At 45.3% G+C, this 16244-nt stretch carries 14 protein-coding genes and 5 tRNA genes; 16 read left to right on the top strand and 3 right to left on the bottom strand.

The genetic code is table 11. The features are described from left to right. The first annotated feature begins 13 nt into the window (after nt 1-13). Both E5161_RS07550 and E5161_RS07545 read left to right on the top strand, forming a co-directional pair. Nucleotides 14-487 carry an Rrf2 family transcriptional regulator gene (locus tag E5161_RS07550; protein WP_136777111.1) on the top strand — a complete coding sequence of 158 codons (474 nt, stop codon included), beginning with the start codon at nt 14-16 and terminating at the stop codon, nt 485-487. Nucleotides 488-652: 165 nt separating this feature from the next. Further along, nucleotides 653-1309 carry a nitroreductase family protein gene (locus E5161_RS07545; RefSeq protein WP_136777110.1) on the top strand — a complete coding sequence of 219 codons (657 nt, stop codon included), beginning with the start codon at nt 653-655 and terminating at the stop codon, nt 1307-1309. Between the two features lie 206 nt (nt 1310-1515). Here E5161_RS07545 and cmpA read toward each other — a convergent pair whose 3' ends face one another. Then, nucleotides 1516-1662 (bottom strand): cortex morphogenetic protein CmpA, encoded by a 147-nt coding sequence (gene cmpA / locus E5161_RS07540; protein WP_136777109.1) that lies wholly within the window; start codon nt 1660-1662, stop codon nt 1516-1518. A gap of 178 nt (nt 1663-1840) precedes the next feature. On the opposite strand from cmpA, the gene E5161_RS07535 reads away from it, so the two are divergent. The 3 genes from E5161_RS07535 (at nt 1841) to E5161_RS07525 (ending at nt 2607) form a co-directional block, all read left to right on the top strand. Beyond that, complete coding sequence (locus E5161_RS07535) at nt 1841-2323, top strand: SprT family protein (RefSeq protein ID WP_136777108.1); 483 nt, start codon at nt 1841-1843, stop codon at nt 2321-2323. Between the two features lie 116 nt (nt 2324-2439). Further along, nucleotides 2440-2515: transfer RNA gene (locus tag E5161_RS07530), tRNA-Asn, on the top strand. A 3-nt stretch (nt 2516-2518) separates the two neighbouring features. Next, nucleotides 2519-2607 (top strand) — tRNA-Ser (locus E5161_RS07525). 84 nt (nt 2608-2691) lie between these two features. Here the strand turns inward: E5161_RS07525 and E5161_RS07520 are convergent. Continuing rightward, nucleotides 2692-4005 carry an NAD(P)/FAD-dependent oxidoreductase gene (locus E5161_RS07520; protein WP_136777107.1) on the bottom strand — a complete coding sequence of 438 codons (1314 nt, stop codon included), beginning with the start codon at nt 4003-4005 and terminating at the stop codon, nt 2692-2694. Between the two features lie 221 nt (nt 4006-4226). On the opposite strand from E5161_RS07520, the gene E5161_RS07515 reads away from it, so the two are divergent. The 10 genes from E5161_RS07515 (at nt 4227) to E5161_RS07470 (ending at nt 14164) form a co-directional block, all read left to right on the top strand. After that, nucleotides 4227-4301, top strand: a tRNA-Glu gene (locus tag E5161_RS07515). Nucleotides 4302-4304: 3 nt separating this feature from the next. After that, nucleotides 4305-4380: transfer RNA gene (locus E5161_RS07510), tRNA-Lys, on the top strand. A gap of 48 nt (nt 4381-4428) precedes the next feature. After that, nucleotides 4429-4514 (top strand) — tRNA-Leu (locus E5161_RS07505). Nucleotides 4515-5446: 932 nt separating this feature from the next. Then, the gene (locus E5161_RS07500; protein WP_136777106.1) at nt 5447-5938 is read left to right on the top strand and encodes a hypothetical protein; all 492 of its coding nucleotides are present in this window, start codon (nt 5447-5449) and stop codon (nt 5936-5938) included. 280 nt (nt 5939-6218) lie between these two features. Continuing rightward, nucleotides 6219-6971 carry a hypothetical protein gene (locus tag E5161_RS07495; RefSeq protein ID WP_136777105.1) on the top strand — a complete coding sequence of 251 codons (753 nt, stop codon included), beginning with the start codon at nt 6219-6221 and terminating at the stop codon, nt 6969-6971. Next, the gene (locus tag E5161_RS07490; protein WP_136777104.1) at nt 6968-7852 is read left to right on the top strand and encodes a ComEC/Rec2 family competence protein; all 885 of its coding nucleotides are present in this window, start codon (nt 6968-6970) and stop codon (nt 7850-7852) included. Before E5161_RS07495 ends, E5161_RS07490 begins: the two co-directional genes overlap by 4 nt. Nucleotides 7853-8420: 568 nt before the next feature. Beyond that, entirely contained in the window at nt 8421-8825 is a 405-nt protein-coding gene (locus tag E5161_RS07485) for a hypothetical protein (RefSeq protein ID WP_136777103.1), read from the top strand. 509 nt (nt 8826-9334) lie between these two features. Beyond that, nucleotides 9335-9559, top strand: a complete 225-nt coding sequence (locus tag E5161_RS07480; protein WP_136777102.1) for a helix-turn-helix domain-containing protein — start codon at nt 9335-9337, stop codon at nt 9557-9559. Further along, nucleotides 9559-11910: an EcoAI/FtnUII family type I restriction enzme subunit R gene (gene hsdR / locus E5161_RS07475; protein ID WP_136777101.1), complete on the top strand. Its 2352-nt coding sequence runs from the start codon at nt 9559-9561 to the stop codon at nt 11908-11910. Before E5161_RS07480 ends, hsdR begins: the two co-directional genes overlap by 1 nt. 4 nt (nt 11911-11914) lie before the next feature. Beyond that, on the top strand, nt 11915-14164 hold the full coding sequence (locus E5161_RS07470) for an N-6 DNA methylase (RefSeq protein WP_136777100.1): 2250 nt from the start codon (nt 11915-11917) through the stop codon (nt 14162-14164). A 509-nt stretch (nt 14165-14673) separates the two neighbouring features. On the opposite strand, the gene E5161_RS07465 is transcribed toward E5161_RS07470, so the two are convergent. Beyond that, nucleotides 14674-14868 carry a hypothetical protein gene (locus E5161_RS07465; protein WP_136777099.1) on the bottom strand — a complete coding sequence of 65 codons (195 nt, stop codon included), beginning with the start codon at nt 14866-14868 and terminating at the stop codon, nt 14674-14676. Between the two features lie 506 nt (nt 14869-15374). On the opposite strand from E5161_RS07465, the gene E5161_RS07460 reads away from it, so the two are divergent. Beyond that, nucleotides 15375-16133, top strand: a complete 759-nt coding sequence (locus E5161_RS07460) for a hypothetical protein (RefSeq protein WP_136777098.1) — start codon at nt 15375-15377, stop codon at nt 16131-16133. Nucleotides 16134-16244 lie beyond the last annotated feature (111 nt).

Here is a 16244-nt window from a genome sequence, read left to right as displayed (position 1 = left end):
AGGAGATCCGATCATGCAAGTCGAGAAGTGTATCGGGAATTATCATCCCAAATGGTTCGGCCTGGCTTTGCAGGCGCTGGTCATTCTATCGAAAGAACATATCCAAACGTGCCCGAGCGCCGAGCTTGCGGGATATCTCCAATCGGAAGCGACGCTGCTGCGAAGAATATTGGCCGTTCTGGCAAAGGAAGGCTTATTGGAGACCCGGGAAGGCCGCGAAGGCGGTTACCGGCTCAAGAGAGATCCGCGGACCCTCACTTTGGAAGAAGTGTACACCGCCCTGCAGGTCGGCGATCCGTTGTGTTACGGGATCAAAGAGACGACCGGCTCTCACCCGTTCGGGCAGGAGATGAAGGCGGCTTTTCAAGAGTTGACGCAAGAGATGGACCGCAGCCTTCGGGAAGTGCTAAGAAGGTATACCATCGCCGATTTATCGGACAAAACGCAAGCGTTGTCGGGCGTAAACCCACAAGTTGACATCTCCTGAAGACGGTCGTATACTGTACAAGTCACGGTTACAGTTATGGGCCGTTTTTCTTTGGTACTAACTGTGTGATTTTTCACTCAGTTGACAATCGCATGGTTTAAACTGTGTATGGAGATACTCAGTAAAATCACACAACGAGGTACGGATCATCAAGGAGGAAATTTCATGAGTGTATCCACGATTACAACAGCGCATGAAGAGGCATTTTTGAACGTGGTTCGGGAGCGCCACTCGGTTCGCGTATATGACCCGAAGGTCGTCATCCCTCGCGAGGAGCTGAAAGAAATTCTCTCGCTGACGATGCTGGCTCCTTCTTCGTCCAACATGCAGCACACCCGCTTTCTGGTGATCGACACGCCGGAGCAGAAGCAGAAATTGCTGCCGATCGCCAACAATCAGCAGCAAGTCGTGGACGCGTCTGCCGTTGTTGCCATTCTTGGCGATAAAGAAGCATACCGCAACGCCGAGCAAATTTACGGCCAGGCGGTGAAAGCCGGCTACATGGCGGAGGAACTCGCGAAGACGTTTACCCAAAACTCGGTGAACTTGTATTCGTCGCTTCCGCCGGCAATGAGCCGCGAGGTAGCCGTGGTCGACGCCTCTCTCGCTGCCATGCAGCTGATGTTGGTCGCGAAGGCCAAAGGCTACGACACCGTTCCGATGGGCGGCTATAACCGGGAGAAATTCGCCGAAGCATTCGGCCTGGGCGACCGCTATGTACCGGTCATGCTGATCCCGATCGGCAAAGCCGCTAAGACCGCGCACGGGACGACTCGCTTGCCGATCGAAGACGTGACGTTCTGGAACGAAGTGAACAATTAATCGTCACTTTTGGGGGATCTAAGATTTGAACGGGGGTCCCCCCTGACTTTCTCCCCAAAAAGTGACGTAAGCCTTCGAAGTATTTTCCGATTACTTTTTGGGGACCCCGGGCAGGAAGCAATACGTCACTTTTGGGGGATTTATACAAAGAGCCTTCGCAACAACCGTCTGACAACGGTTCTTGCGAAGGCTCTTTTCATCGGCCGTCAATTCATCCAACCGGCATCCCCGGTATTTTTCGTTTTGTCGGGTTTGGCGCGATAATAGTACCAGCAGTCGTTAAGCAGACGAATCTGCCGGCGGTCTTTTTTCTGGAACGCTCTCATCAGCTGATTGCTGAGCCACTGCGGCATAGAACGTCAACCTCCCGTCGTCGTTTCCTGTAATGTAGTATTAGCATATGGAGAGCGGCGTATCACCGTGCAGGTCCGCGCTTGCCGCTGTCATCAATTTCTTCTTGACAGTGCAGCGTGGACCAAGCCTACAATGCAATCATGCGAAGCCATGCGATGAAGGGGAGGAGATCCGGCCATGGATAATCAAGAACTGCAAGCCTGGGTGGAAAAAGTATCGCTCGCGTTTTTCGGACTCCCTTTTCGGCATCAAGCGGTTTTCAATGCACGGCTGCGCACCACCGGCGGGCGCTATTTCACCAAAAGCCATCATATCGAAATCAGTCCTCATCAGCTCGCCGTTCATGGGCGGGAAGAGACCGAGGCGATCATCAAGCACGAGTTGTGCCATTATCATTTGCATTTGCAGGGCAAAGGATACAAGCACCGCGACGCAGATTTCAAAGAGCTGCTCGCGAAAGTCGGCGCCACGCGTCACTGCCGTCCGCTGCCGGGAGCCGCGCGGACGCTGCCTGTAAAGTACTTGCTCGTCTGCCGGGATTGCGGGATGACCTATCCGCGAAAGCGGAGGACGGATCCCCGCAAATATGCTTGCGGACGCTGCAGGGGCCGCCTTAAGCTGCTCCAGAAAGATGTCGCCGTCCACGCCGCCAAGCCATGAGGGACGCAGGATTTAACCTGTTATTCCCAACTATAAAATGGCAGTAAAAAACGCGCCGCGAATGCTTGACTTCATTTTGGTCTCATGTTAAATTTATTACTGTCACTTTTGAATGTTCCCTGATAGCTCAGTTGGTAGAGCACACGACTGTTAATCGTGTTGTCACTGGTTCGAGTCCAGTTCGGGGAGCCATATGGAGAGGTACCCAAGAGGCCGAAGGGGGCGCTTTGCTAAAGCGTTAGGGTGTAACAGCCGCGAGGGTTCGAATCCCTCTCTCTCCGCCATCATCATTCATGACAACAAGTGACATTGTAAGGAAGAGCCCGGAGGCCACTGCGCCGAAGGGCTCTTTTTGGTATGCCGCCAGGTTATGCGAATAACGAAGCGGAATGGTCGGGACTGTTAGGAATATGCGGCATATATGATGCATCCACCGTGCGTCGGCCGGGCGAGAGGAGCGAAGACAAACGATTGTCTCGTCCCAATATCCGGTCCTGGAGCAAGGACGCGGCAATGACGCTGTAAATGGTTCCGTTGCCTCCGGTGCTCAGCGCATGATGGATGCCCGGCTGATCCGGATGTTCGCCAAGGAAAGGCAGATCATCGGAGGATTCGCCGAACGTGCCGCACCATGCGTCTTCGACTTGCCACTCGTGACCGGGAAACAATTCGCCGAGCTGCGCCAACAGACCGTTGGTGCGGTTGGTGAGCAGCTTCCCGTCGCAGGTCGGATCGTACAGGCTGTCGTCCGAACCTCCAGCCAATATTCGTCCGTCCGGCGTTGTGCGGAAGTAGAAATAAGGGCGTGCGGTTTCCCACATCATATAATGATCCGGCCATTCATCCGGGACTTGGCCCGGAACAGTGGCCAGCGCGAATGACCGCTTCAGGATCGGAGCGCCGGCGGAGCTCGGTGTCACGATTCCCGGCAAATAACCGGTGGCCTTGACCACACGCCGGGCGAGAATTTCGCCTTCTTGGCACAACAGCGTAAACCGGCCGTTCATCCTTCCGACTTCCAGAACACCGGTATTTTCGTAAACTCGGGCGCCTAGACGCACCGCGTAGGCGAGCAGGGCATGCGTCAGCCGGAGCGGATTGATTTCCGCATCTCCGTGGGTCGTCAGTGCGCCGGCTTTCACTTCGGAGATTTTGCCTCCGACACGCGCCGGAATTCCCCAGCTCACCGGAAAATCGTACTTCCGGAGCATCGTATATTCGCGAATCAGCTTGGCTACATCATCCTCGCATGAAGCGCAATACAGGCTGCTTCGCGTATAAAAACCTGTGTCTTCGCCGGTGTCAGACGACAGCTGGGCGAGGGTGACCAAAGCTTTGCGGCAGGCGTGGTAAAACATCACGGCATTCTTCTCGCCGATTCTGCCCATCAGCTCGCTCAGCATAATATCGCTGCAAAATTGTATGAGTCCGGTATTTGCCGCCGTGCTTCCCGATGCGACTTGTTTGCCTTCGATCAGCACGCAGGGAATGCCGCTGCGGGCCAGCATCGCGGCGCAGATCGCGCCGGTCAAGCCCCCGCCGACGATGGCAACCTCGGTTTCCTCGCGCCGGCGAAGCATCGGATAAGCGGGTATGTGCGGCATCGTTTTCGGCCAGTATAAAGTGCCGTCATGCAGTTTGCGAGGCTGTCTCGCGTGGGTGATTCCATGTCTGATGCTCATAGCGTTAGCCTCCTATTCGTTGCCGCTATACCTGTTTAACCGAATTGAAACGGGGTTGAAACTTTAGCAAGAAGTGTGCAGGCTGTGCCGATACCAACTTACAGGAATTGGCGGGCAAAAAAGTCCATCAAAATGCTTGCCTTCCCGGTGGGATTCAGATATAATCAATTTTGTCGTCTGAAACGGGAAAGCTTGAAGCGACTAGTTTCAGAAGCCCGTGAGGCCCGTTGGTCAAGCGGTTAAGACACCTCCCTTTCACGGAGGTAACAGGGGTTCGAATCCCCTACGGGTCACCATGCGAGCCATTAGCTCAGTTGGTAGAGCACCTGACTTTTAATCAGGGTGTCGAAGGTTCGAGTCCTTCATGGCTCACCATTTTTGTCCCATACTCACCGGTTGGGGCGGAAATCATAAGTAACATATGCGGTCGTGGCGGAATGGCAGACGCACCAGCTTGAGGGGCTGGCGGTAGCAATACCGTGGAGGTTCGAGTCCTCTCGACCGCACCATACTTAGGAAGTGAAATCCCTTGCGGTGCATGGGATTTTTTTGTTATGTAATTGCACTTACTTTGTTGAAGGAAGGATCTAACATCATTAATGGGGACATAATGGGGACATTTGAACAAGCAAGTCTGGACACTGGCGAGCTAAGCTGGCGCGGTATTTTCCCGACAAAGAACGTCATCGAATACCTGAGACATTAAGGGAGCATTACGTCTGTTCATGTATGTGAATTCAATGATGTGCCGTACGCGATCACCGATATGTGCGGAAGCAGTATGCTTTGGGTTTTCATCCATAAAAAAAACCGGGGCTAGGTGGCGGGACTACTGATAAGGCGTGGTTGGCAGGGTTGGTCAAATAAATGGCGAATAACATATGTACCCACCACCCAAAGCAAATCCCTCAACCGATGAGGAAATACCAGGATGGGTTTATGACCTCCGGAGAAGCGCAAAAAGTCGATTCGTACTTTGGTAGAACATTTGAACGTTTAACGGTCATTTCTTTATATGCGCGTCGACGTGACTCGAATCACAAGTATCTCTGTAAATGCACCTGTGGCAAGTTAAAACTGGTTTTCAAGGTCAATCTGAAAACAGGTCGTACTAGAAGTTGCGGGTGCATTTTTACCGAGTTAAATAAATTAGGTAGAAGGAGAGCCAGACAGCGGTACTGATTACATACTGGATGCTGTTATTCGAATGTGTACAATAGTAAACGACAATAGGCTGCCGAACACAACAACGGCAGCCTGTTTTGCGATCGGGCAGAATATATGATCTTTATCTTTAAGCCGTTGAGAATAATTCCAATAATCGCAAGATAAAGTTCCTAAAACACTTCCAACCTCATTGATTCAGCATATTAAAGGGAATTTAAAGGGAATCCCCTCCTGGTGTCGAATTGTAAATTAAAACGTTAATGGAGGAGTAAAGATGGAGTTTCAACATCAAAGACATCTTGATATGCTAACGCGGACTAACATTTCAATAATAGAAGCAATTCGTAAGGGCAAGACAATAGAAAAGCATCAAGTTATTCAATATGTTAAAGAAAAAAATGTAAAAGTATTATTCAACTCATTAATTACAGGAATGATGCCACACGATAATGAGATGGAATATTTTCATAACTTAATCCTTGATAGTTATTCCGGATTTCAAGACCGATTCGATGACGATACTTACAACAACGGGCTATTTATAATTGCTGATTTAATACAACTCTCAACCAGATCCGTAATTAGGTCGCATGATAACAATGAAAATGACCAAGTATCTGCTGAAGAAGAGGCGATGCCTTGGTTTTATAAGCCAGGCGACGAGAATTACTATAATGAAAGAGATTACTATGATGAAGATCGAGAGATAAACCCAGAAGCCGAAGCATGGGGACACTTTAAGGAATACATTGATGAACACGACTAATAAATGCATTTCTAGGGAGAGCGACTAACGTCACGCCTCCCTATTTTTTTATGTCCAAGGAGGACAAGGTCATGAATAACAGTACCGAGGCGCTTGCTTGCACCATGCCCTTATAGGGCTGATGGAAGCCATCGGCTAAGCCAGTGGTTATGACTTGAGCTTAAGCCAAAGTTGCGGGAATAGCAAACGTGTGTTCGTGATTTTCTTGTTTACATCAGCTCTCTTATCTCTTATCATTGATCTAAATCCTCACAACTTTGTCACTTTTAAGGGGCTATTCATGAATATCGTAAAACTAATTTTTAACCGATACGAGCGAAACACCCGCCTGTTCCCGGTTTTAGTCATCATTTCTCCGTTCTACATTGCGGCATATTGTTTGATCGAAGAGCTGCGAGTGCTCCCAAATATCACAGCAGGTTTAATATTTTTGGTGTTGGCATTGTCTTTTTTGACCAAAGTTGTTAGAAAAATAGGAAAAGAGAAAGAAAAAGAACTAATAGCATCATGGGAAGGATTGCCGACGACTAGGCATTTAAGGCATAGGGATACTTATTTTGATTCGTACACAAAGGCAAGATACCACGACTTTCTTAGTAAAAACGTACCGAATCTCAGTATGCCAACTAAAGAGGAGGAGATGGAGGATCCAAAAAAAGCCGACGAGATATATCAGTCGGCGGTTAAATGGCTAATCACCCAAACACGGGACACCAATAAATATTCCTTACTCTTTCACGAAAACATTAACTATGGGGGGGTTCGAAACTTTTGGGCTTTACGGCCATTTGCCATTCCTTTTAACGTGCTGGTGTTGCTTAGCACTTCGGCATACATTTACTCGCGTTATGAACTTAGATTAGACAACGTTCCACCATTGTATTGGATCACTATCATCTACAGCATTGCCATTACTACTGTATTAATCGTAGTGACGAAGCACGTTGTTCATACGACTGCAATGGCTTATGCTCGGACACTACTCGAGGTTTGCGACGAGCTAAATACTAATAAGTCGGGAGGATCCAAATGAGTATAATAAAATCATTCTCAGTTGGAGACGGCGACACATTCTACATTCAGCACAATAGTGATAACTTCACTATTATTGATTGTTGTCTTGATGATGAGAAAAAGGATCTAATAGTAGGTGAACTGATTACGGAGTCCAGGGATAAAGGGATAAAAAGATTCATTTCCACTCATCCCGACGAGGATCACATTCTTGGCCTTACATACCTAGAGGAGAAAATGGGGATAGAAAATTTTTATTGTGTAATGAATGAGGCAACAAAGGCCGACCCAAGTGTTGATTTTCAAAAATACTGCGAACTGCGAAATTCATCGGTAGCATTTCATATATATAAGGATTGCAGCCGTAAGTGGATGAATATAGGGGATGATGAACGCGGCAGCTCGGGAATAAATATTCTTTGGCCGGATCTGAATAACATCGATTATATAAAGGCTTTAGATAATGCGAAACAAGGCAAAAGCCCTAATAATATTTCGGCAATCATAAAATATTATCTAGAAGACGGTGTAAAGGCCCTTTGGATGGGTGATCTGGAAACAGACTTCATGGAAAAGATTCAGGAACATGTGGATTGGCCTGAGGTAGATATTTTATTCGCTCCTCATCATGGACGGAATAGCGGTAAGATTCCAGGTGCGTTACTAGAGAAGATGAAGCCCAAAATAATCGTAATCGGAGAAGCATCATCAGAATACTTAAATTATTATCAAGGGTATAACACCATCACTCAAAATTCTGCCGGTGATATTATGTTTGATTGTGGCTATAAGAAAGTACATGTATACGTTTCGGAATTTAAATACTATGTGGATTTCCTCGATGACGAGCGTATGACCCAGCACAAGCATTTGAACTACATTGGTACTCTCAATCTTTGAAATGCGGAGTGGCCGTAAGTTACTTCGTGGGAACCAGTCAAGGAATATGGGGATGACCTCAATAACTTGAGTGCCGGGTGCAACTGACATTCGGGCTACCTTGCCAAAAGTTATTTTAGGTAAGCAATTGATAGCCAAAAGTTCAAATTGACAATGACTATAGATAATGTTAATGAAGGAAAACCCGCGGACACAAAGTAGCTCCGCGGGTTTTCTTCACTTGGCAATTATTTAAGTTAAGCTACAACTACTGTTACTTAACTCAATAAATTGCCACCGTGGCAAACTAATACTAAGCTTTATTTTTTTGCAACGTTTTACTTCCATTAGAGTCATGCGCTGCTGGCTTCTTGGAAGTTGTTGGCGGCTCAATTGAAGAAAGAACCGAATAACACTTTTATCGAGCACTTTAAGAACTACAAACATTCAAAAATCGACATTATAGACAATAGATCTGAATTGTGATATTATGGAAATAATCCGGAAGCACAGGTAAAAAAGCCTCAAGCGGTAGCACCGCTCTGAGGCTTTTTTTGCAAAGTATTCATTTGATGGGGGATGTCTCTTTTTGAAAATATACGTTAAAAGAGAAAAGAACGACTGGTCTCTAACTGAACAAGTCACTAAAGAACTAGCCTCGATAAAACATCTAAGAGAAAGCGTGCGTGTAGGTGAACTTCCGTTTCTAGGCAAAGTGGAGGTTTCTGAAGGTTCTTTTGAGTGGGACGGTAAGGAAAATTACATCAGTCAAGACCCACCACGAAATGAGATAAAGAAAAATACCGTTGGTGAAATAATTAATATTATCGGCTGGCTCACAATTATAGGTGGTGTGATTTCAGGTCTCATACAAATACCTGACAAAGAGAATGTTCTTGCTTATATGTTTTCAGGCATTATTACTGGATGCTTGTTTATTGGATTTTCTGAAGTTATTCAATTACTGACAAGGATTGATAGTAAATTAAAATAATTTTGAAAGAATACAGATCCAACGGAAGCGGTGACACTTCATGGATGATATTAAAAGAATACCTGAAAAAATTATGATGGACGGAGCTCTCACCTCCAGTGCACTATTGGTGGAGGGATTTTCCTCTTTCCACCCACTTAACTCTCGTGATTCCCAAATCGTGGATATTTCGCACCTTCTTTGAATTCAATTAGACCGCCGATACCGGCTTGGCGTTATCTCATTCCCCATTTTGAAGTTAGATTAGGGGCTTCTATGTAGCTAACGGGAATGATGTCTCAGAAGGAACCGCCGAATGGGAAAGGGATTTGCCTGAAACAAGTAAATTATTGACCGACTCTATTCAAGCGGAGACTTGAAAGTAAAGACTGAACCTAAGGTTTTAAGGCTGCTTTTGCGTAGTCTTTCTTTTTTGCTGACTTTCTCCTTTTGCGAAGTTCTCGCAAGACCTTACGAAATATTCAGACTAAATGATATAATATTTCGTAATGTTGTATAGGAGGCTTATTATGGCTGTTTCGTACAATAAACTTTGGAAATTGCTTGTTGATAAAAAAATGAGCAAGGCAGACTTGCGTAAAGCATCAGGCGTGTCTCCGAACACCATGACCAAGCTACGCCGAGACGAGCCAGTAATGCTAAATGTTCTGGATAAGATTTGCAGTACACTTGGCTGTAATTACGGTGACGTTGTGGACTACATACCGGATGAGGAAAGGAGCGATATTTTGTGATGGACAAAAAACAGATGACTGAAGAAGACATCAAGCTCCGCTATATCACTCCGGCAATAACCGCAAAATGGAACGTTGACCATATTACGATGGAAACCAAGATTACAGACGGTAAAATCAACCTCAAAGGTAATCTTGTGTTCCGTGAAAAGCCGAAAAAGGCAGACTATGTTCTTTATATCAATGTCAACAACCCGATTGCTATAGTTGAAGCCAAAGATAACAATCATACGGTATCCTTCGGTTTGCAGCAAGCCATGACCTATGCGCAGATGCTTGATGTGCCGTTTGCGTACAGTTCTAATGGTGATGCTTTTTATGAGCACGACTTTCTGACTGGACAGGAACGACAGATTTCTTTGTCTGAGTTTCCTTCTCCCGATGAACTGATCTCCAGATACCAGGCAGAAGCCAATGGTGGTAGCGGTCTTAATAATCAGCAAAAACACATCATCTCTCAGCCATATTATACAAGCCAGACAACTTATACTCCGCGCTATTATCAGCGTAATGCAGTCAACCGCACTGTGGACGCTATTGCCAAGGGGCAGCAGCGCCTTCTTCTTGTTATGGCTACCGGTACTGGAAAAACCTACACGGCATTTCAAATCGTCTACCGTTTGCTGAAAAGTGGCATGAAGAAAAAGGTGCTGTATCTTGCTGACCGTAATATTCTTGTTGACCAGTCCATTCAGCAGGATTTTGCTCCGCTTGAAAAGACAATCCATAAAATTAATTTTACGAAAGATGACCCCATCACCATCACTTCTCATGAAGTCTATTTCTCGTTGTACCAGCAGCTTGCTGGAAATGATGACAACGATGACAGTGCTCCGGATGACGATCCCGTCATGCGATTTGCGTCTCTTTTCCAGAAGGACTTCTTCGACCTCATCATCGTGGATGAGTGTCACCGGGGTTCCGCAAAGAAGGACAGCAACTGGCGTAAGATACTCGATTACTTCTCCTCGGCCACGCAGATCGGTATGACCGCTACGCCAAAGGAAACAAAATACATTTCCAACATCGATTATTTCGGTGAGCCGATTTACTCCTACAGTTTGCGTGATGGTATTGAGGACGGTTTCCTTGCTCCGTTCAAGGTAATCAACATCCGTACCAACATAGGCGAAGGCTGGCGTCCATATAAAGGACAGTTGGATAAGAACGGCAAAGAAATTGAAGACCGAATCTACACTAACAGCGACTTTGATTACAACATCATCATTGAAGATCGCACATATGAGGTTGCCCGCGAAATTACGGAATATATGAAAAGTACGGACAGAATGCAGAAAACCATTGTGTTCTGCGCAACGGAGGAGCACGCCGAGCGGATGCGGATTGCGCTGACCAACCTCAACTCTGATATGGTTCAGAAGAACCCGGATTATGTTGTACGCATTACCGGGAGCGATGTATATGGCAAGAACAAATTGGATTATTTCATCTCTGTTTCTGCTCTGTACCCTGTGATAGCGACCACATCGAAACTTCTCTCCACCGGCGCAGACTGCAAGATGACCAAGCTGATTGTCCTCGACCAAATGATTGGCTCTATGACCGAGTTCAAGCAGATCATTGGTCGCGGCACTCGGCTCCGTGAGAAGGAAGGTAAAACGCACTTTATGGTCATGGATTTCCGCAATGTCACGCGCCTGTTTGCAGACCCTGATTGGGACGGTCCTATTGAGCAGGATGATGATTACGGCAAAGGTGGCACAAAGCCTGGTGGAACAGGCCCTGTAACACTTCCCGGCCCCGGCCCTGATCCGAAAGAAAAGCCAATCGTTGATGAACACGGCTGTACGGTCAAGGTGATAGGCAAGACTGTTTCGGTTTATGACGCCAACGGAAAACTGCTCCGTCAGGAAAGCATTGTGGACTATACCAAATCCAACATTCTCGGTACATACGCTTCTCTTGATAATTTCATACAACAGTGGTCTGCCGAGGAGAAGAAAGAAAGCATACGTGATTTGCTATTGGAGCGCGGCATCGATTTAGAAGTCATGAAGGCTGATCAGAATATGTCCGATGTGGACGATTTTGATTTCATATGCCATGTCGCGTTTAGCCAGAAGCCTCTGACCCGGATTGAACGTGCTAACAACGTGAAAAAACGTGATTTCCTTAGTAGGTTTAAAGGTGTGGCTCGTGACGTCCTGGAAGCGCTCCTTGACAAGTATATGAATACAGGAATTTATGAGATTGAGAAAACAGAAATTTTGAAGCTTGACCCATTCCTTAAATTTGGAAAGCCTTCAAAGATTGCTCAGTACTTCGGCGGAAAAGAAGGATATTTGAAAGCCATCCGGGAACTGGAAAAAGAACTTTATAAGGTAGGTTAATTTTATGAGTTTATCAAATTTTGTGAAGAGAATCCGTGACATCATGCGCAACGATGCCGGTATTAACGGAGACGCCCAACGCATCGAACAGATTGCGTGGATGCTCTTTTTAAAGGTATATGACTCCAAGGAGCAGGACTGGGAAATGGATGAGGACGATTATCAGTCCATTATCCCGGAAGAATGCCGTTGGAGCAGTTGGGCCGTTGATGACAAGAGTGGCAAAGCCATGACCGGTAATACGCTACTGAACTTTGTCAACAACACTTTGTTTCCCACGCTCAAGGGTCTGAATGTCACCCCGGACACCCCCATCAAAAAGTCCATTGTAAAGACGACCTTTGAAGATGCCAACAACTATATGAAAGACGGCGTCCTGCTTCGTCAGATTATCAACGTCATTGACGAACTGGACTTTAGTGACTATGAGGAAAGCCATGCATTCGGTGAAATCTATGAATCCATCTTGCGCGAATTGCAGAGTGCAGGCTCTGCCGGTGAGTTTTATACACCTCGTGCGGTAACGGAATTCATGGCAAAAATGATTCAGCCAAAAATCGGTGAGAAGATGGCGGATTTTGCCTGCGGCACCGGCGGCTTCATCACAAGCTGGCTGAAAGAACTGGCTCCACTAATTCAGAACACGGATGACCAGGCTGATTATGATAATTCCATCTATGGCATTGAGAAGAAGCAGTTTCCGTACATACTTTGCATCACGAATATGCTGCTCCACGGTCTGGACGTACCGAAAATCTATCATGACAACTCTCTGCTGCGTAATGTACTGGATTATACGGAAGACGATCAGTTTGACGTAATTTTGATGAATCCTCCGTATGGCGGCAGCGAAAAGGCAGCGGTTAAGAACCATTTTCCATCCGACCTTGCCAGCAGTGAAACGGCAGATCTGTTTATGTCTGTTATCATGTACCGCTTGAAGAAAAACGGCCGCGCGGCTGTTATCCTGCCGGATGGTTTTATGTTCGGCACAGACAATGCCAAGGTTGCCATCAAGAAGAAACTGCTTTCTGAATTTAATCTGCACACTATTATCCGTCTGCCGGGTAGCGTGTTCTCTCCATATACCCCTATCACCACGAACATTCTGTTCTTCGACCGAACAAAGCCTACCACGGAGACATGGTACTACCGTTTGGATAAGCCGGAGGGTTATAAGCACTTCTCCAAAACAAAGCCTATGAAACTAGAGCATTTCGCACCGGTAGTCGAATGGTGGGATAATCGGCAGGAACTCAGCGTAGACGGCTTTGACAAGGCAAAAAAATACACAGTCCAGCAGCTTTCCGAGGGGTTGGGGTATAACCTCGATCAGTGTGGCTATCCACATGAGGAAGAAGAGGTTCTTAACCCGATGGATTTAATTCTGCGGTACGAGGAGCAGAGGGCATCTTTGAATGCCGAGATTGACCGGGTACTTGCTGATATCACGGCTATTCTTGGAGGGACAAAGCGGCTGCCGTACACCGACCGCTATGAACAGGCGTGGAGCAAGCTGGAAGATATAAATAAGCGTTTTCCCACCGATATGCAGAAATCCATCCTGCAGCTGGCGATTCAAGGTAAACTTGTCGAGCAGCGCCCAGAGGAAGGCACAGCGGATGAACTTCTTCCATTATGTAGGGATGATAAAGCTCGTTCTATAAAGGAAGGAAAATACAAAAAAGAAGCATTCCGTGGTGCAATTACTAACAATGATTATATTCCATTTGAGATTCCAGATTCATGGAATTGGATGTTCATTTCAGACATGTCGTTGTTTCAAGAGGGCCCTGGTATAATGGCTGTGGATTTTAGAATCACTGGTGTTCCACTAATAAGGATAGCTGGAATGCAAACTGACATCGTCTCATTAGAAGGATGCAACTACTTAGACGAAGATATGGTTGTATCAAAGTGGTCGCACTTCAGACTTGATTTAGGGGATATAGTAATCAGCTCAAGCGCTTCTATGGATAAAATAGCAGAAGTAAATGAAGAATGTGTTGGCTCTATTCCGTATACAGGTTTGATTAGATTCAAGATGTATGGTGGAATCGACAAGAATTACTTTAAATGGTTTATCAAATCCCCTTGTTATATGAAGCAAGTTAATGAACAAAAGGCAGGCGGAACTATTAAGCATTATGGGCCAAGCCACTTAAAGAAGATGGTAATTCCGATCCCGCCTCTTGCCGAGCAGCAGCGCATTGTTGCCAAATTAGAAGAAATCATGCCTCTGGTGAGAAACTGAAATGAGGTAAAAAAGTGCATGTTCGAATTGCTCAGAGATAAAAGCATTCTGGCAATACTCGATGGTGATATAGCTTTGGCGAAATAGAGACGACGGATACTAAGGGAAATATAAAAATCTCCATGCCGTATCTGAGTAGCCCCATTCTTTACGATATATCCAGTAGGTTTGGACTGCCTGTTACATACGGCTGGAAAGGAGGAGCTCAACTATTTATCCACATGCGAGCTTGCCATTTGCCATGCCGAATGGGCACCGCTGGGCTACCTCATAGTGGATCGTCACGTACGAGGGAAAAAGTCCGAATGAAGATGATCTAAAGAACGCTAATCTCGGAGAGTACAGTTTACTGACGGCAATTGAAGTGGAAAATAAGATCATGATGACGGTCATAAGCAGGGGTATTACAAGGGATGAGCGCATAAGGGTAAAATCCAAAAGCGCCATAGTTCATATTGTTTTAAGAAAGAAAAGAAGCCCGGAGATTTTCCTCCGAGGCTCTTTTTCGTTTATTTCTTATCTTTTTGTGTTCTACGCCGTTGAAGTTCATCGTCATAATTCATTTCCCATTCGTCTGTGATTATCCCTCCAAATCGAAGGCTTTTAGTTTTTAGCCAATCGTTGAGTTCATTTTCAAACGTATCGATGTCTTCCAACTTACCTAGTATTACGCCTTCGATTCTTGCCTTATCTTCGATTTTCATTAATTCTTCCCCCGTCCATTTTGATCGAATGAGTAGTTAGCCTGTTCCAGAAACCAATAAACCACTATTCTCAGTCTTCTCATAGTTTCTAAATTAATTCCAGAAAAGTGGCTGCGTTTACGTTTCAGTTAATAAACTCATCTTGTTTCGATATACCCCAAAAATACTTCTGTTTCTTTTCCATGAAATGAATCGCCTTCGCACAGATCGAATATAAGAAAATTACGGAAAAAGCACAATAGTTGTTTCAAAGAGGATATACACATTTCGACTTGGTCGCGTTGGTTTAGTCCGGGCTTCGCGAGAAAATGATTAGTAGTAAAGTAACGCTATATAATAAACGTCTGAACCCATTTTTGGTGGAGGCAAGTGCCTGAAATAGATTTAAAAGTGTATCATATACATGCATACTAATTGGTAACTAAATTATTGTCGTATCTTCTTGAGGGAAATTATGGTATATTTCAAATGATTCGACATTTCCAATTGGGAGACCGGTCCGACGAATGTGGAAAGAGCTTAATGATAAACTAAAGATTTTTAAAAACCGTGTAACAACTGTTCGTAAGGAATTACTCGTGATCCTTATCGTTTGTTTTGTGGCAATTATTTTATTTGATTCAGTGTTATTTCGTATACCTGAATGGTTCACAACAGCTGCGATATGGGGAGAAATGTTGTACAAGTTATGCTTTGCTTATATTACTGGTTTTGTTTTTTACTTTCTGAATATTCATTTGGAAAAAGAAAGAGCAAAGGTAAAGCTATATGTATACATTCATAATAAAATCGCCGATATTGTAAGACTAAATCATGACTTGATGGATACCATTGTACAAGCTAGTCAAAAAACCGTTGAAAATTACAATCCTAGTTTAGAAGAAATAAAGCAATACTGCTTAAGCGTAAATCCGCATCAACGCTGTGCAATTCCCAGGCTTCCGTTTGAGTTTAATAACTACTTTTTGATGATTGATTTTGTACATAAAGATTTGAAGAGAATCATTGATGATCTTATAAGCATACAGGCGAATATTTCAATAGATGTGCTGGAATTGCTTGCAAAAATCGAGGACACTGTTGATAACCATGTGAACCTTTTCCAAGGTGTGCCTACGGCTAACCGAGATTTAGAAGTAATTCATAATGGCATTCATCAATTAAACGGGTACACTAATGATCTGTATAAGACATTCCATAAAAAATATAAGTCTCACAGGTGGGAATATGAACAATCGTATAGAGGAGCTGAGCACCAGGTATAACGGGTATATTACAAAGAAGCAAGCTGCAGCTTTTTGCTTACCCCACACCTCAACCGCTAAACCCCCACATCGATTCAAGAGTATGCAATAGACGGTATTCCGGAAGGTGAA

This window comes from Cohnella pontilimi, from assembly GCF_005049045.1.
Lineage (GTDB): Bacteria > Bacillota > Bacilli > Paenibacillales > Paenibacillaceae > Cohnella > Cohnella pontilimi.
This window is presented reverse-complemented; position numbering and strand designations above follow the sequence as displayed.

What these genes read in the sequence shown, in the direction of transcription:
- E5161_RS07550 (WP_136777111.1), top strand. Translation starts at nt 14, where the DNA reads ATGCAAGTCGAGAAGTGTATCGGGAATTATCATCCCAAATGGTTCGGC.
- E5161_RS07545 (WP_136777110.1), top strand. Translation starts at nt 653, where the DNA reads ATGAGTGTATCCACGATTACAACAGCGCATGAAGAGGCATTTTTGAAC.
- cmpA (WP_136777109.1), bottom strand. Translation starts at nt 1,662, where the DNA reads ATGCCGCAGTGGCTCAGCAATCAGCTGATGAGAGCGTTCCAGAAAAAA.
- E5161_RS07535 (WP_136777108.1), top strand. Translation starts at nt 1,841, where the DNA reads ATGGATAATCAAGAACTGCAAGCCTGGGTGGAAAAAGTATCGCTCGCG.
- E5161_RS07520 (WP_136777107.1), bottom strand. Translation starts at nt 4,005, where the DNA reads ATGAGCATCAGACATGGAATCACCCACGCGAGACAGCCTCGCAAACTG.
- E5161_RS07500 (WP_136777106.1), top strand. Translation starts at nt 5,447, where the DNA reads ATGGAGTTTCAACATCAAAGACATCTTGATATGCTAACGCGGACTAAC.
- E5161_RS07495 (WP_136777105.1), top strand. Translation starts at nt 6,219, where the DNA reads ATGAATATCGTAAAACTAATTTTTAACCGATACGAGCGAAACACCCGC.
- E5161_RS07490 (WP_136777104.1), top strand. Translation starts at nt 6,968, where the DNA reads ATGAGTATAATAAAATCATTCTCAGTTGGAGACGGCGACACATTCTAC.
- E5161_RS07480 (WP_136777102.1), top strand. Translation starts at nt 9,335, where the DNA reads ATGGCTGTTTCGTACAATAAACTTTGGAAATTGCTTGTTGATAAAAAA.
- hsdR (WP_136777101.1), top strand. Translation starts at nt 9,559, where the DNA reads ATGGACAAAAAACAGATGACTGAAGAAGACATCAAGCTCCGCTATATC.
- E5161_RS07470 (WP_136777100.1), top strand. Translation starts at nt 11,915, where the DNA reads ATGAGTTTATCAAATTTTGTGAAGAGAATCCGTGACATCATGCGCAAC.
- E5161_RS07465 (WP_136777099.1), bottom strand. Translation starts at nt 14,868, where the DNA reads ATGAAAATCGAAGATAAGGCAAGAATCGAAGGCGTAATACTAGGTAAG.
- E5161_RS07460 (WP_136777098.1), top strand. Translation starts at nt 15,375, where the DNA reads ATGTGGAAAGAGCTTAATGATAAACTAAAGATTTTTAAAAACCGTGTA.